The organism is Pseudomonas sp. MPB23 (assembly GCF_046605395.1).
Taxonomy (GTDB): domain Bacteria; phylum Pseudomonadota; class Gammaproteobacteria; order Pseudomonadales; family Pseudomonadaceae; genus Aquipseudomonas.
Genome location: NZ_CP176771.1, coordinates 3472537 through 3488361 on the forward strand (window position 1 = coordinate 3472537; position 15825 = coordinate 3488361).

At 59.3% G+C, this 15825-nt stretch carries 9 protein-coding genes; 7 read left to right on the forward strand and 2 right to left on the reverse strand.

The window, feature by feature from the left end; genetic code table 11:
- The first annotated feature begins 258 nt into the window (after positions 1 to 258).
- The 7 genes from ACLH0J_RS16130 to ACLH0J_RS16160 all read left to right on the forward strand — a co-directional run bounded on the left by ACLH0J_RS16130 (position 259) and on the right by ACLH0J_RS16160 (position 11742).
- Entirely contained in the window at positions 259 to 2979 is a 2721-nt protein-coding gene (locus tag ACLH0J_RS16130; RefSeq protein WP_411388074.1) for a cation-transporting P-type ATPase, read from the forward strand.
- Between the two features lie 141 nt (positions 2980 to 3120).
- The gene (locus tag ACLH0J_RS16135; RefSeq protein ID WP_411388075.1) at positions 3121 to 4308 is read left to right on the forward strand and encodes a GGDEF domain-containing protein; all 1188 of its coding nucleotides are present in this window, start codon (positions 3121 to 3123) and stop codon (positions 4306 to 4308) included.
- 390 nt (positions 4309 to 4698) lie between these two features.
- Positions 4699 to 5355 carry a hypothetical protein gene (locus tag ACLH0J_RS16140; RefSeq protein WP_411388076.1) on the forward strand — a complete coding sequence of 219 codons (657 nt, stop codon included), beginning with the start codon at positions 4699 to 4701 and terminating at the stop codon, positions 5353 to 5355.
- A gap of 53 nt (positions 5356 to 5408) precedes the next feature.
- On the forward strand, positions 5409 to 6389 hold the full coding sequence (locus tag ACLH0J_RS16145) for an IS5 family transposase (protein WP_198865554.1): 981 nt from the start codon (positions 5409 to 5411) through the stop codon (positions 6387 to 6389).
- Positions 6390 to 6561: 172 nt separating this feature from the next.
- Entirely contained in the window at positions 6562 to 8745 is a 2184-nt protein-coding gene (locus ACLH0J_RS16150) for an ATP-binding protein (RefSeq protein WP_411388077.1), read from the forward strand.
- Positions 8738 to 9841: an HD domain-containing phosphohydrolase gene (locus ACLH0J_RS16155; protein WP_411388078.1), complete on the forward strand. Its 1104-nt coding sequence runs from the start codon at positions 8738 to 8740 to the stop codon at positions 9839 to 9841. The genes ACLH0J_RS16150 and ACLH0J_RS16155 overlap by 8 nt, the downstream gene beginning before the upstream one ends.
- Before the next feature lie 335 nt (positions 9842 to 10176).
- Positions 10177 to 11742 (forward strand): methyl-accepting chemotaxis protein, encoded by a 1566-nt coding sequence (locus tag ACLH0J_RS16160; protein WP_411388079.1) that lies wholly within the window; start codon positions 10177 to 10179, stop codon positions 11740 to 11742.
- A gap of 31 nt (positions 11743 to 11773) precedes the next feature.
- Here the strand turns inward: ACLH0J_RS16160 and ACLH0J_RS16165 are convergent, their stop codons facing one another.
- Positions 11774 to 12439, reverse strand: coding sequence for a response regulator (locus ACLH0J_RS16165; protein WP_010564280.1), 666 nt, complete (start codon positions 12437 to 12439; stop codon positions 11774 to 11776).
- The gene (locus ACLH0J_RS16170) at positions 12420 to 15797 is read right to left on the reverse strand and encodes an ATP-binding protein (RefSeq protein WP_411388080.1); all 3378 of its coding nucleotides are present in this window, start codon (positions 15795 to 15797) and stop codon (positions 12420 to 12422) included. Before ACLH0J_RS16170 ends, ACLH0J_RS16165 begins: the two co-directional genes overlap by 20 nt.
- Positions 15798 to 15825 lie beyond the last annotated feature (28 nt).

Below are 15825 nucleotides of genomic sequence, written 5' to 3' on the forward strand. Positions count from 1 at the left end.
TCGCCTTCCCCTTCACCTCGGCCCTGAGCGTTCAGATTGCGCCGCAAAACATCTTGTCACACTGCCAAACGCCCATAATTTGATTTGGGTCAACAACCATCAGGCTGTTGGTTGCGAGGGTCTTTGACTTCGTATCAGCTACCAGGCAGAGAGAATGTCAGAACGACAGACGACTTTTTGCATTCTGATAGACCCGCGACCGCCCATGACCACCTCAGCCCGTTGCACTTGGGCTGCACGCGCACGAGGTACTCATTGATGAAGCCGGTGGTCGATGCCGCTACCGAACAAACAGATGCCCTGGCCTGGCATACCCTGCCTGTAGAGCAGGTAACGAACCTGCTGAAAGTCGATGAGCGTGTCGGACTGGAGGCCGCCGACGTTCAAACCCGGCTTGACCGCACGGGTTTCAATCGCCTGCCAGAAGTCGCACGGCGACCTGCGTGGCTGCGATTTTTGCTGCAGTTTCACAACATTCTGATTTATGCGCTTCTGGGATCGGCGGCTATTACCGCGATGCTGCAACATCTGTGGGATACGCTGGTGATTCTGGCGGTAGTCGTGGCCAACGCGATCATTGGCTACGTCCAGGAAGGTAAAGCGGAAAAGGCCATGGACGCTATCCGGCAGATGCTGGCCCCGCACGCTGCCGTGATTCGCGCAGGTCAACGCTTGAGTGTTGCAGGTGAGGCGTTGGTGCCGGGCGATATCGTCTTGCTGGAGGCCGGAGACAAAGTACCCGCCGATCTACGCCTGCTGCACGTGAACCGACTGCAGATTCAGGAAGCGATTCTCACCGGTGAATCCCTGCCCGTCGAAAAAGATGTGAAACCTGTCGGTCGGGATGCCGACCTGGGTGATCGTACCTGCATGGCATTCAGCGGCACGCTCGTGACGTGCGGCCAAGCGACAGGGGTGGTAGTCGCGACTGCAGCTGCAGCCGAGATAGGACGTATCAGCACTCTACTGTCAGAAGTGGAAACGCTGACCACGCCGCTGGTGCAGCAAATGAATGTATTTGCGCGCTGGCTGACGATCTTGATCTTGTTAATCGGCGGGCTGTTGCTGGTGTACGGCCATTATGTCGGGCACTACGTGTTCACCGAGATCTTCATGGTCGTGGTCGGGATGTCAGTCGCGGCGATACCTGAAGGGCTTCCCGCCGTGCTCACCATCACGTTGGCGGTGGGCGTTCGCGCAATGGCTCGCCGCAACGCCATCGTGCGTCGCTTGCCTGCCATCGAAACACTGGGCTCGGTATCCGTCATCTGCACTGACAAGACGGGCACACTGACCCGCAACGAAATGATGGTGGCGTTGGTCGTCATGAACGATCTCATCTTCACCGTCGACGGCGCGGGTTATCAGCCGGCGGGCAGCATCAGCCTTGCAGAGCAGTGCATCGACCTGTCGAGTCACCCTGCGCTGGCAGAGTTGGGACGGGCCGCTGGCTTGTGCAACGATGCCGTGCTGCGATTGCATGAAGACTTATGGAAGGTCGAGGGCGATCCGATGGAGGGGGCCTTGCTGGCATTTTCCGCCAAGACCGGAATTGATAGCGATGAAAGTGATCGGGCCTGGTCCCGCACCGATGCCATTCCTTTTGACGCGAAACACCGCTTCATGGCGACCCTGCATCACAACCATGATCGAAAGGCCTGTATCTATGTAAAAGGCGCGCCAGAGCAAATACTGGCCATGAGCACGCAGCAGAGGGGCAACGCTGGCGGGACTGAGCCGCTGAACGTGAACTACTGGCACGAACAGGCGAACATGATTGCTGCCAAAGGCCAGCGCGTATTGGCGTTTGCCGTGAGATCAGTCCAACCCGAGCACACCGTGCTGGAGTTTGGCGACGTGCAAGGCACGTTGACCCTATTGGGGATGGTCGGGCTGATTGACCCGCCGAGACCCGAGACGATCCAAGCCATTCAACAATGCCAGGCGGCGGGCATTGTCGTAAAAATGATCACGGGTGACCATGGCGGCACCGCCGCCGCCATCGGTCGTGAGATCGGCTTGCAACGTCCCGACAAGGTGCTGACAGGTGCCGACCTGGACGCCATGAACGATGCAGCGCTCAAGGAGGCGCTGAAGGACGTCAATATCTTTGCGCGTACCAGCCCTGAACATAAGCTCAGGTTGGTCATGCTGCTGCAATCGAACGGCATGACCGTGGCAATGACCGGCGATGGCGTCAACGACGCACCTGCGCTCAAGCGTGCCGATGCGGGGATCGCCATGGGTGGAAAAGGCAGTGAAGCCGCCAAGGAAGCCGCCGACCTGGTGCTGGCCGACGACAACTTCGCATCCATCGTGGCGGCGGTGCGCGAAGGGCGGACGGTCTACGACAACATCAAGAAAGTGCTGAGCTGGACGCTGCCGACCAACGCGGGAGAGACCATGACCATCATCGTGGCCCTGCTGCTCGGTCTTACACTGCCGGTAACGGCGATACAGATTCTGTGGATTAATCTGATCACCGCAATAACGCTCGGCCTCGCCTTGGCATTCGAGCCCACCGAAGAAAACACCATGCGCAGACCGCCCCGTTCGCGCGAAGAACCACTGATAAGCGGTGCTCTGGTCTGGCATATGGTGCTTGTTTCCATGCTGTTCCTCTGCGGCGTCTACGGTATTTTTTCGTATGCGCTCGACCGGGGTTACTCGGTGGAGTTGGCCCGAACCATCGCGGTCAATACGTTAGTCGTGATGGAAATATTCCATCTGTTCTTCATTCGTAATCTCTACAGCACATCGCTTACCTGGAAGGGCATTCGCGGCACCAAGGTCGTGTGGATGACCATCGCGGTGGTAACCGTCGCTCAGTTCGCCATCACGTACGCACCGCCGCTGCAAAAGGTGTTTGCCACTGAAGCGGTGCCCTTCCTTGATGGTCTGCTGATCATCGGGGTGGGCGTTGCGCTGTTTGCGGTCATTGAGATTGAAAAACAGATTCGGATTCGTTTGTCCGCGTAGAACGGCGTGCAAGCCGCCTCATGTATGGCCTTATCGGGCTAAAAGGGCGATTGACTTAATGATGCCTGTGATCGACAAACGGACGGCCTACTCAACTAAACTCGACCGGGAGCTGCTCCTGACAGCGCCTGGTGAGATTTCATGATTGCCCATACCCCCACGCTTTTTGCCTGCGTTGCCCTAGTGGCTACGATCATGGCGTTTTGTCTGATTTTGGTCGGCCAGTTCAACCAACGTGACGGCTTGCTGACCATTGGCTTTGGTTTGCTGGCGCACGCCCTGGCGTACATTGGCTACACCTTGTATGGACACGCCCCATTGTGGTTGACCTATGGGGCCGCGAATACACTGCTGTCGGTCGCGCTGGCGTTCTACGGCGCCAGCGTGTTTCGGATTATCGAGCGGCCAGTGTCCTGGTGGCGGATATTTGCGCCTGCCGCATTGATGCTCGTCTTGATGGTCGAACTGATCGACACCCTGGAACCGCGAATGCTCGCTGCCAGCCTGGTGTTGATGGTGCAGTGCACCTTGATCATCTACTGGACTCGCCGCTACATCCCGGCCCAGGGGCGTGCACGCATGCTGCTGATCATCGGTTCGAGTATCAGCCTGATAGGCTTGGGCATGCGGGTGGTCGCCATACTCGGCGCAGGGGCTGCCGAAATGCGTTACGACGTCAGCAACCTGAAGCAGACTATCTCGGTGAGTATCGGCACGTTCACCGCGATGATGATCTCGCTGGGCCTGGTGCTGTTGTCCAAGGAACGCAGTGAGTCTTTACTTCAGCACCTCGCGCAGCGTGATGTGTTGACCGGTATTCTCAATCGCCGCGCGATCCTTGAGCAATTTTCCAACGAGTTGGAGCGCGCGCGCCGAGATGTTTGCTACTTGGCGGTGGCGATGGTCGACATCGACCATTTCAAGCAGATCAATGATGTACATGGCCATCTAGCCGGCGATGAAGTGATTTGCCACTGCGTCAATCACCTCACCCAGCGAATTCGGCACACCGACAGTATTGGCCGTTATGGTGGCGAGGAGTTTCTGGTTTTGCTTCCTCGCACCCGTCCCGAAGGTGCGGTGGCTGTTCTGGACGCGCTGCGCGCCTCTTTGGCCGAGTCACCGGCTCGGTTCGGTGAGTCAACCATCTCATTGCACATCAGCATCGGTGTTTGCTGCGTGGTCCCCAACGCAGATGACACGACGGCAAGCCTGCTTGCCAGGGCTGACGCAGCGCTCTATGACGCCAAGGGGGCGGGCCGTAATAGCCTGCGGTCGGCACCGCCGTACCCCCCTCACAGTGAAACCACCCCCGTTCGTATCTCATAGCACTGAACCGGAGCAGTGGCAGTGCACGGTTGGGCGTGCACTGCCGTCCGGATCTTCAGACCTCTCGTGTCGGCGGGGGAATTTTGACGTCGTGTCACTCTTGATCTTCACAGGCGAACTAACATCCTGTTTTTAATGTGCTTGTTAGTGCATTAGTTGTGTGTGTTCGATTGTTGCGGGTTGGCAAGTTATTTATGACCGACTTTAGTCGAATACCTCATTGTTTCTGGCGCCGAATGCTCTAAAGCAAAGGTCTGCGCGGCGTTGAATTATCGCGTTGATGATCGCTTCGTAAAACGTCTGGAAAGGTTTTATTGGATCAGCTATGGTTTTTTTAAGTCACTTTGCCATTATTCAAAAAAAAGCGGGTGCCATTGCAGGAGCATCAAGTTGAATGACACCTCTTCTCAAATAGGGCTGCGCCAGTGGATTTGGCGGGGTTTCATGCAAAGTGCATTAATCCCGTTGGTGTTGGTAGAGACTATATTGATAGCGTGCTACTTACTGACCAATCAGGCGATCCGTGAATCCCAACTCGATTATCTGGAACGCAATGCTGTGGAAAGCCTGGGTGTAACCGCCGAGCAAAACAGCCGGATCATTCAGGACCAGTTGACCCATATTTCAGGGGTCACGCACTTGTTTGCTGACATGACAGCGCAAGCGCTTAATACTGCGACGGGCTTATCAAACGAAACATTAAGTTCGACCGCAGAGGGGGCACTTTTTAGTGCCCGGGATACGGGCGGTGCGGCATCTTTTTACTCTTCGATCATTCCCGCCGATAAACAGGATTTGCTTAAAGTTGGAAAGTTATCAAGCCTCGACCCCTTGATGCGTTCGCTCAAAGAGCACGAGCCGATGGTGGCCAGTGTTTACTTCAACAGTTGGGACAGCTACAACCGGATTTACCCGTGGATTCAGGCCAACGAACTGTATCCGCCCGACATGGCCATACCCAGTTATAACTTTTATTACTTGGCCGATGCTGAACATAACCCCAAGCGTGAGGTGCGCTGGACCGATGTTTACTTAGGGAAATCCTGAAAAAGACTTCCTGATTTGGCAAAATCTCCGGACACCAATCGCCGAGCTTTTCAATGAAGCAAATGACCTTCGCCGATGCCGAGTACGCCGGTAAGCGCAAGCAGACCCGCAAGGAATTGTTCCTGATCGAGATGGATCGGGTCGTACCCTGGAAGGGTTTGATTGCCCTGATCGAACCTCATTACCCGAAGGGCGAAGGGGGTCGTCCGGCCTATCCTTTGATGGCGATGCTGCGGGTTCATCTCATGCAGAACTGGTTCGGTTACAGCGATCCTGCGATGGAAGAAGCGCTGTACGAGACGACGATCTTGCGCCAGTTTTCCGGTCTGAGCCTGGAGCGGATCCCAGATGAAACTACCATCCTCAACTTCCGTCGCCTGCTGGAAAAGCACGAGTTGGCCGCTGGTATTCTCGGCGTGATCAATGGCTATCTGGGCGACCGTGGCTTGTCGCTGCGACAAGGCACCATCGTCGATGCCACGCTGATTCATGCGCCCAGTTCGACCAAGAACAAGGACGGCAAACGCGACCCTGAGATGCATCAAACCAAGAAAGGTAACCAGTATTACTTCGGTGCCAAAGCTCACATTGGTGTCGACGATGAGTCAGGGCTGGTGCACAGCGTGGTGGTCACTGCGGCCAACGTCGCGGACATAACCCAACTCGACAAACTGCTACACGGTGCTGAGAACGTGGTCTGCGCCGATGCAGGCTATACCGGTGTCGAGAAGCGCGAAGAGCATGCGGGACGCCACGTCATCTGGCAGATTGCAGCCCGGCGCAGTACCTACAAAAAACACGGTAAACGCAGCGCGCTGTACAAAGCGATGCGCAAGATCGAGAAAGCCAAGGCCCAGGTTCGCGCCAAGGTTGAGCATCCATTTCGAGTGATCAAGCGTCAGTTTGGTTATACGAAAGTGCGTTTCCGAGGCTTGGTGAAAAACACTGCTCAGATGGTGACGCTGTTCGCCCTGTCGAACCTTTGGATGGCGCGTCGATATTTGCTCTCCAGCGCAGGAGAGGTGCGTCCGTAATGAGGAAAATAGCTGCTGCGAGGAGCGTTCAGCGGAAAAAATGGATGGAATAGGCGGCAGACGTGATCGGTTTTGAACGGCCGCCGTTTTTTGAAAGCACCTATGGCTTAGCAGTCGAAAAATAGCGGCCTACTTCAGACTATCCTTAGATCCGGCAGGGCATGGCTGGATGATGTCTGCTATCGCACCCGTTTATAACCAGGACTTTCTCGAAGGCGTGGTGGGGGTGGATATCACTGTCGGAAATCTGCTCAAGGAAATTTCCAAGCTCAAGGTGCCCTGGGGCGGTTATTTGATGTTGGTCAGCCATGACATGAAGATCATGGTGTTACCGCCCGAAGCCGAACACGACTTCGACACGCACGCGTTGAGCACCCCGGCAATGTCGAACGCCGGCGAGGTCAAGGCTGAGAGCCTGGACCTCGCGCAAACGTTGGAAACCCGCGAGTTGGCGGCCGCGCTTGCATTACACCAGCGCGGCAACACCGAAGTCGTACTTCGGGGACGAACCCATCTGGTCTCCTGGGCCGAGGTGCAACCTGCGGGCTGGCGATTGCTGGCCGTCGCTGACGAGGAAGACGTCATGGCGGCCACGAACAACCTGGCCAGCCATTACCGCAACATCGGTTACCTGATGATTGCTGGCCTGGTGATGTTCTACCTGGCCTTCTTCACCTACATGTGGGTTCGGGCGCGCACGTTGAGCCATAACCTGCGGCGGCCCATCCGCGATATCGGCGCGATGCTGGGAGAGATCGGCAATGGCCAGTGGCATCCCGTGCGGGCGCGGTCCGCTATCCGCGAGCTGGATGAAATGGCCGGCAACGTGCTCGCCATGGGCGCGCAACTGTCGTTCAGTGAAATACGCCGCAACAACGCTCAGAGCCGTTTGAACCTGGTGGTCGAAAGTGTCACGGCCGGGCTTTGGGAGTACCGCCTCGACATGGACTGCCTGTCGCTGAGCGAAGAGTTCTGCAAGCGTTTTGGCGTACCGGCCACCTTGCTGGAGCGCCCGCGCTTTTATGAGCATGTCGACAGGGAGGATGTTCCGGCGCTGGACCTGGCCCTGAGTGCGTTGCGATCCGGCAGTGCGTCGGTGATCGACCTGGAGCTACGGTTATTACGGCCCGATGGGTCCTCTATCTGGTTTCTGTGCCGAGGCCGCCTGATCGATGCCCCCGACCAAAAGGTGAGCCTGGCCGCCGGCACGTTTGTCGATATCGACACGCTCAAACAGGTTGAAGAGGATTTACGCCGGCGCACCCTGGAGGCGCAAGGCGTCAGCAAGGCCAAGTCGCGTTTTATCTCCAGCATGAGCCACGAATTGCGCACACCGCTGAACTCCATTCACGGGTTTGCACAACTGCTGCGTATGCAAACGACCGACGATCAGGAGGAAGCCAAGTCCCTTGATGAAATCCTCGGTGCCAGCCAGCACCTGGCCCACTTGGTCGATGACTTGCTGGACTGGTCGAGTTTGCAGGCCGAGACCCCGCGCGTGCAGTTGCGTGTCCTGGAGGTCAACGGGCTGATGCGCGAATGTGCCGAAATGGTACGTTCCCAAGCGAAGGCGGCGGGCCTCGACCTTGAACTGCAGATCACCTCACCGGCCCTCAGCGTGCTGGCCGACGCCCGACGCCTGCGCCAGATTCTGTTGAACCTGTTATCCAACGCCATCAAGTACAACCGTCCCCACGGCCGACTGCTCATGGGCGCGGCGCCGGGGGGCGATGGGCGCGTCGAACTGTTTGTCGAGGACGGCGGGGCGGGGATATCCGCCGAGTTGCAGGGCGCCTTGTTTGAGCCGTTTCAGCGGCTGGGTAAGGAAAACACCGCCATCCAAGGCACCGGTATCGGTCTTGCCTTGTGCCGTGAGCTGGCGACGTTGATGAACGGCAGCATGGGCCTGGTCAGTGAGTCGGGGGTTGGCAGCCGCTTCTGGGTCGATCTCCCGGAAGGCAGCACGGTGCCCACCGTGCGCAAGCGCTTGTTATCGCTGTGCTTCGTGGGCAATGACGAAGCCACCCTGCGCTGCCTGGAACACACCTTGGCAGGCCTGGTGCAACTGAGTCATGGGCTGCTTGCGCAATGCGTGGCGCAGATACAGCGCGACTCCGCGCCGGACGTCATGTTGATTGATTGCGACGCGCTGGGAGATGGCTTGGTTGATGCGTTATACGCGCTACGGCGTGCGGCGGGAGGGGATCAGACCCCGCTGATTCTGCTGTGCACCTCACCCCGGGCGATCGCGTCGCTGGGATGCGAGTTTCAAGCGGTGCTCAAACAACCGTTGGACCCTAATGATCTGCGTGAACTGATTCACGCGATGCTGCAAGTGGAGAAGCCGAATGTTTAGTGATATTCCCGCTGATATAAGGATCGTGATCATCGATGATGTCGCCGCCAATCTGCGCTTGCTGGAGTCAAGCCTGAAAGCCTTCGGGTTGCGTGAGGTCAAGAGTTTTGCCAACTCCGCTGCCGGCCTGGCCTGGCTGAAAGAACAGCCATGGGATTTGCTGCTGCTGGATCTGGATATGCCCGCACCCGATGGTTTTGAGATTTTGCGCCAGCTCAGTGGGCGCGATCGTTCGCGGTTGCCGGTGATTATCCTGACGGCATTGAGCGAGCCGCAGAATCGTCGCCTGGGCCTGGAACTGGGGGCGAATGACTACCTGACCAAACCCCTGGATCTGCCTGAGCTGTTACTCAGGATCCGTAATGCCCTGCGCCTGTCCCATGCGACCGGTCAACTGCAGGACCTGAACAAAGCGCTTGAAGAAAGGGTCCTTGAACGCACCCTGCAGTTGCAAAACAGTTTTGGCGCCATGATTCGAGCCCTGAGCCGCGCGGCCTGCTACCGCGATGACGAAACCGGCGACCACGTGTTGCGAATCGGCAAGAGCTCGGCCTTGATGGCCGAGGCGATGGGGCTGCCGCAGCGATGGTGCGATCTTATTCTCATGGCCGCCCCGATGCATGACCTTGGAAAAATCGGCATTCCTGATCGGATATTGCACAAAGAGGGGCAATTAACGGCCGAAGAACGCCAACAGATGATGGAGCACCCGACCATAGGGCACGCCATTCTGACGGACGAACACTCCACCGATCTCACCGATATGGCGGCAGAGATTGCCTATAACCATCATGAAAAATGGGAGGGCGGGGGCTACCCCAGAGGCTTGTCGGGCGAGGCGATTCCACTCTCTGCGCGGATCGTCGCGCTGTGCGATGTTTATGACGCTTTACGCATGGATCGACCCTACAAAAGTGCCTGGAGCCCTGAGCGTGCGCAGGCTTATATCCTGGAGCAGTCGGGCCGGCATTTCGATCCGAACCTGGTCACCATCATGAGCCGTTGTTTTGCCGCAATAGAACGACTTATCGAAGAAGATGCCGCCCATCGTGCCACGCGGGATCGCAATACTCTTCGCGCAGGCCCGACGGCGTGAGCCGCGTGTACCCACGAAGAGGGCGGCGAAGTTATAGCGCCCGGATAATACCTGGCGTCAAAAAAATGTGAAAAAACAGGGGTTACAATGAAATCCGCTATCAATAAAAGTTAGTCTGGTTAGTAGTGCTTGACTAACTAAGTTAAGACTAAGGAAGTATTCGTTTATTGCTTATTATTGTTGACGGCGTTTTTTGTGTGTGCAAACATTTCTTAAGGTTAAACATCCGAAATGCCGTGTGTGACGTGCCAAACGATTGTTTGATTTTTCGATAATTGAGTTTTTATACAGTCGAGCAAGGGCAATTGTTATTGTCTGGCGCGTGAGGTTTTGTAGTGAGAAATAATCTTCCGGTCTCGCAAAAGGAATTGGTTTTTTCCGACAGTCAACGTTTGATTTCCGCCACCGACAGGCAGGGCAATATCACTTATTGCAACGATGAGTTTGTGGCGATCAGTGGCTTCAGTCGCGAACAGTTGATTGGGCAGCCGCATAATATCGTCCGTCACCCCGATATGCCCGAAGCGGTATTTGCGCATATGTGGTCCTATCTCAAGGACGGTAAAAGTTGGATGGGCATCGTGAAGAATCGATGCAGCAACGGCGATTTCTACTGGGTCGATGCGTATGTCACCCCCATTTTCGTGCAGGGACAACTCACCGGTTACGAGTCGGTGCGGGTCAAGCCCGATCGGCGGCAAGTCGAACGGGCGTCGGCGCTTTACGCGGGGATGCACGGACAAAACGCTACCGGGATGCTCAAGCAACGCCTGCTGTCGGCAGCGCGCTTTTTGCTCGCGCCTGGCGCGATTACGATCGCCTGCGCCGCCGCATTCCAGTGGGCGGGGCCCGGCGTGAGTGCACTGGTCGCCGTGGCCGGGCTCTTTGCGCTGCAGGGTGTTGGCGTTGTCCAGGCGCGCAATACGCTCAAGCGCGTCGTCGCGGTGGCGCAAGGGTGTTTCGACAGCGAATTGATCGCTCGCACCTATTCCGACGAGACGGGCCAGGCCGCTCAGTTGCAAATGGTGCTGATCAGCGAAAGCGCGAAGATCAGGACCGCACTGAGCCGCCTGGGCGACTACGCCCATCAGGCCGCAACGTTGGCCAGCCAGAGTCAGTCACTCTCCAAGCAATCGGAGTCGGCGCTCGGCCAGCAGCGCGACGAAGCCGATATGGCCGCCACGGCGATGAATCAAATGGCGGCGTCCATTTCCGAAGTGGCGGTGCACATCAGTGATACCGCCATCGCCGCCGATGAGGTCAACACCTTGACCCATACCGGCTCCCAGGAAGCCCAGAAAACACGCCAGGTGATCGAAAAACTTGCCGATACCGTCGAGGCCATCAGTCGTTCGGTCATCGGCTTGGCCGAGGAAACCCAGTCGATCCAGCAGGCGGCGAACATCATCCGCGCCATCGCCGACCAGACCAACCTGCTGGCCTTGAACGCCGCCATCGAAGCCGCCCGTGCCGGCGAACAAGGTCGCGGTTTTGCCGTGGTTGCAGACGAAGTGCGCGCCCTGGCGTCGAAGACGCAAGAGTCGACCATGAGTATTCAGCGGATCATCCTGACGCTGCAGGAGGTGGCCAACCAGGCGGTGGATATCGCCAAACAGGGCAGCGTGGAAGCACTGTCCGGGGTGGCTCAGGTGATCAGCACCCAAGGCGCCTTGGACGGGATCAATGGCGCGGTGGAACGCATTCATCAAATGGCGCAACAAATGGCTGCCGCGTCGGAAGAACAAGCCAGTGTGGCGGAAGAGATCTCCCAACAGATCACCCGGATTGCCCAGGTCTCCGATCAGAACGCCGATATCGCGCAACACTCCTCGAACGTGGGAGACGAGTTGCAAGAGACCGCCCATGCACTCAATACGTTAGTGACGCGTTTCAACAGTTAGGCCGCGCCTTCCCTGGCTTGCGCATCGTCAATCAGATCGCGGCCAGGGCGACTGACGTGGCTGCCGTGCGGGTTTCGACGCCCAACTTCACATACACATGCTCCAGATGCTTGTTCACCGTTCTTGGGCTCAACCCGAGGATGTCGCCGATGTCCCGATTGGTTTTCCCGCAGGCCACCCAGCGCAACACCTCCACCTCGCGTTCGGTCAATTGGAACCGGGCCGACAGCAGCCGGTGCGCCGATTCATCCTCCAGCGTCAAGGCACTCGGCTGGATGGCCGCCCGCGCCGACATCAGAATGCGCGAGGTGCGCAGATGCGCCGCGACCCGCGCCAGCACTTCATCGGTCTGGATCGGCTTGGTCACATAGTCGCTGCCGCCCACCTCAAAGCCCTGCACCACATGCTTGCTGTCGGTCAGCCCGGTCATGAACACCACCGGGATATCCGCGCTGGCCGGCATCGCCTTGAGCCGGCGGCAGGTTTCGAAACCGTCGAGGCCGGGCATCATCGCGTCGAGCAGGATCAGGTCCGGGCGCCGGCGCTGCACGCGGTTCAGCGCGCTGAGACCGTCGAGGGCCACCAGCACCATGTAGCCGGCGTCGTCGAGGGCGTCGGAGAGCATGGCCAGGTTGTCCGGGGTGTCGTCGACGATCAGCACGACGCCAGGTTCAGTGCTATGGGTGAGTGCATTCATCTTCGGCCTCCTTGAGGGTTCGGTTCAGTTCATCCAGGCGGAAACCCTTGAGCAGCCCGCGCACCTTGCTGATGAAAGGTTCGGTGTCGGGTCGGTATTCAAGGATCGTGTCGAGTTTTTCGTGCAGCCCGCGCACATAGCCGATGGCGCTGAGTTCGGCGAGCGCGGCGAGGTCTTCGGGGCTCGGCAGCACGCTCGGTGGCGGCGGCGCGACGAAGGTTTTGGTGCGGCGCAGCCACTGCAGGCCCAGGTGCTGTTGCAGGCGCCCGAGCAGTTCCGGGGTGCGCACCGGCTTGGCCAGGTAGTCGTTGCAGGCTGCGGCGATGCTGCGTTCGCGGTCGTCGGTGAAGGCATTGGCCGAGATCACGATGATCGGCGCGGTGGACAGCGCATTGCGACGGATCAGCCGGCTGGTTTCGTAACCGTCCAGGGTCGGCATCGACAGGTCCATCAGAATCAGGTCCGGCGCCAGCAGCGCCACCTGGCGGATTGCGTCCTGGCCATTGCTGGCCTGGACCACTTCAAAACCCAGGGGCGTGAGCATGCCGCTGAGCACCTTGCGATGGTCCACATGGTCGTCCACCACCAGGATGCGCCGGCGCTCGCCGTGGTAGCCGATGATGTCGTGCTCCACATGCACCACCGCCTGCGGCGCGCGCACTTGGGACAGGAACAGCCGCACCTGGAAGCAGGTGCCCTTGTCCAGTTCGCTGGTGACGCGCAACTCGCCGCCCATCAGCGCGGTGAGCATGCGTGTGATGGTCAGCCCCAGGCCCACGCCCTTGTCCTGGCGCATCAGGTCGCCGCGCTCGAACGGCTGGAAGATCCGCTCCAGTTGCCCCGGATCGATGCCGATGCCGGTGTCGATGATTTCAAAGTTGGCGGTTTCGCGCATGTAGCTGACCCGCAGGCACACCTCGCCGCTGTCGGTGAAGTTCACCGCGTTGCCCAGCAGGTTGATCAGGATCTGGCGCACGCGTTTTTCATCACCGCGCACCACCGCCGGGATCTTGCCCACGCAGTCCAGGCGAAAGCGCAGGCCTTTGTCCTGGGCTTGCGGGGTGAACATCTGCTCCAGGTCGTGGATCAGTTCGGGGAAGGGGATTTCGGTGAGTTCCAGGCGCAGCTTGCCGGCCTCGATCTTGGCCACGTCGAGCAGGCCGTCGATCAGCGACAGCAGGTGCGAGCCGCTGCGCAGGATGGTCGCCAACGCATCCTGATGCTGTTCGGGCATGGCGCTGTCGCGCTGCAGGATCTGGGTGAAACCGAGGATGCTGTTCAGCGGCGTGCGCAGTTCGTGGGACAGTCCGGTGACGTAGCGGCTCTTGGCGGCGTTCGCCGCTTCCGAGGCTTCTTTGGCCTGTTGCAGGGCCTGGTCGGTGAGGCTGTGGGCGTCGATCTCCTGCATCAGCAGCAGGGTCTGGCGGTCGGATTCTTCCTGGGCGACGCGCCGGCTTTCGCGGGTCAGCACCACCCACCAGGCGAGCACGGCGGCCAGCACCGAGAGGGTCAGGAAGGCCTTGAAGAACGCCTGGTACAAGGTCTCGGAATGCGGCAAGCCCTGGGCCGCCTGCACGTAGATCAAGGCCAGGGCGCCGGCGAGCAGCAGCACCAGCACCAACAGCAGCCCCAGGTAATGGGCCAGTCGCGTATGCAGGCGCGGCATCAGGGTGTTGGGCAGCAACCAGCGCAACGCGCCTTCGAACTGGCTGACCAGGCGGGCGTGGGGTTTGCAACGGTCGCCGCAGCGCGCATCCAGCGAACAGCACAGCGAACAGATCGGCGTGCTGTAGGCCGGGCAGAACGCCATGTCGGCGGTCTCGAACGGGTTGCTGCACAGCCCGCACACGGCGTGGGTGGCGGGCGCCACCGGGTGAATCAACTGGGCGTCGCTGGTGCGTGCGATGTAGTACTTGCCCTTGGTCAGCCAGGCCAGCAGCGGCGCCATGATCAACGCCGTGCCCAGCGCCACGAAGGGCGGCGCCGCCTGGGCGAGGGCGCCGAACAGGCCGAAGTGGGCGAGGATCGACAGCAACGAGGCGATCAGCATCGAACCGACGCCCACCGGGTTGATGTCGTAGAGGTGCGCGCGCTTGAACTCGATGTGTCTGGGCGACAGGCCCAGGGGCTTGTTGATCACCAGGTCCGCCACCAGCGTGCCGATCCAGGCGATGGCGATATTGGCGTAGAGGCCCAGCACCTGGTCGATCACATCGAACACGCCCAGCTCCATCAGCATCAGCGCAATCGCCACGTTGAACACCAGCCACACCACGCGTCCAGGGTGGCTGTGGGTGACGCGGGCGAAGAAGTTCGACCAGGCCAGGGAGCCGGCGTAGGCGTTGGTCAGGTTGATCTTCATCTGCGAGATGAGCACGAACAGCACCATGGCGCCGAGGGCCCATTCCGGCGAGCTGAACACGTAGCGGAAGGCGACCAGGTACATCTGCGTCGGCTCGGCGGCGCGCTCCATGGGGATTTCATGTTGCAGGGCCAGGAACGCCAGGAACGCGCCGCCAAACATCTTCAATGCGCCGGGGATGATCCAGCCGGGGCCGGAGCAGAGCAGGGCGGCCCACCAGCGCTTGCGGTTGGCGGCGGTCTTTTCCGGGAGAAAGCGCAGGTAGTCCACTTGCTCGCCGATCTGCGTCACCAGCGACAGCGCCACGGTACAGGCGGCGCAGAACGCCAGCAGGTTGAAGCCGCCGCCATCGCCGCTGCGCCCGACAAAGCTGGTCCAGTCGCTGAAGGCGTCGGGGTTTTTCCACCACACGAAGCCGTAGGGCAGCACCAGCAACAGCAGCCACAGCGGTTGGGTCCACAGTTGCAGGCGGCTGATCAGGGTCACGCCATAGGCCACCAGCGGGATCACCAGCAGCGAGCAGATCACATAGGCGAAGGCCAGCGGGATATGGAAATACAGCTCCAGCGCCAGGGCCATGATCGCCGCTTCCAGGGCGAAGAACAGAAAGGTGAAGCTGGCGTAGATCAGCGAGGTGATGGTGGAGCCGATATAACCGAAGCCGGCGCCGCGGGTCAGCAGGTCCATGTCCACGCCGTAGCGCGCGGCGTAATAACTGATGGGCAGGCCAGTGAGGAAGATCACCAGGCTGATGGTGAGGATCGCCCAGAAGGTGTTGGTGAAGCCGTAACTGAGGGCCAATACCCCGCCGATGGCCTCCAGCGCCAGGAATGACACCGCGCCCAGGGCGGTGTTGGCAATGCGCAGCTCCGACCATTTGCGAAACGACTTGGGGGTGTAGCGCAGGGCGTAGTCTTCCATGGTCTCGTCGGCGACCCAGGAGTTGTAGTCGCGGCGGATCTTGACGATGCGCTGGGTGCCGGGTGGGGATTGCACGGTGGGGAGGCTCCGCAGAGTGGACGAA

Bases quoted from the DNA above. Each gene is read 5' to 3' on its own strand.
- ACLH0J_RS16130 (WP_411388074.1), top strand. From the start codon at position 259: ATGAAGCCGGTGGTCGATGCCGCTACCGAACAAACAGATGCCCTGGCC.
- ACLH0J_RS16135 (WP_411388075.1), top strand. From the start codon at position 3,121: ATGATTGCCCATACCCCCACGCTTTTTGCCTGCGTTGCCCTAGTGGCT.
- ACLH0J_RS16145 (WP_198865554.1), top strand. From the start codon at position 5,409: ATGAAGCAAATGACCTTCGCCGATGCCGAGTACGCCGGTAAGCGCAAG.
- ACLH0J_RS16150 (WP_411388077.1), top strand. From the start codon at position 6,562: ATGTCTGCTATCGCACCCGTTTATAACCAGGACTTTCTCGAAGGCGTG.
- ACLH0J_RS16155 (WP_411388078.1), top strand. From the start codon at position 8,738: ATGTTTAGTGATATTCCCGCTGATATAAGGATCGTGATCATCGATGAT.
- ACLH0J_RS16165 (WP_010564280.1), bottom strand. From the start codon at position 12,439: ATGAATGCACTCACCCATAGCACTGAACCTGGCGTCGTGCTGATCGTC.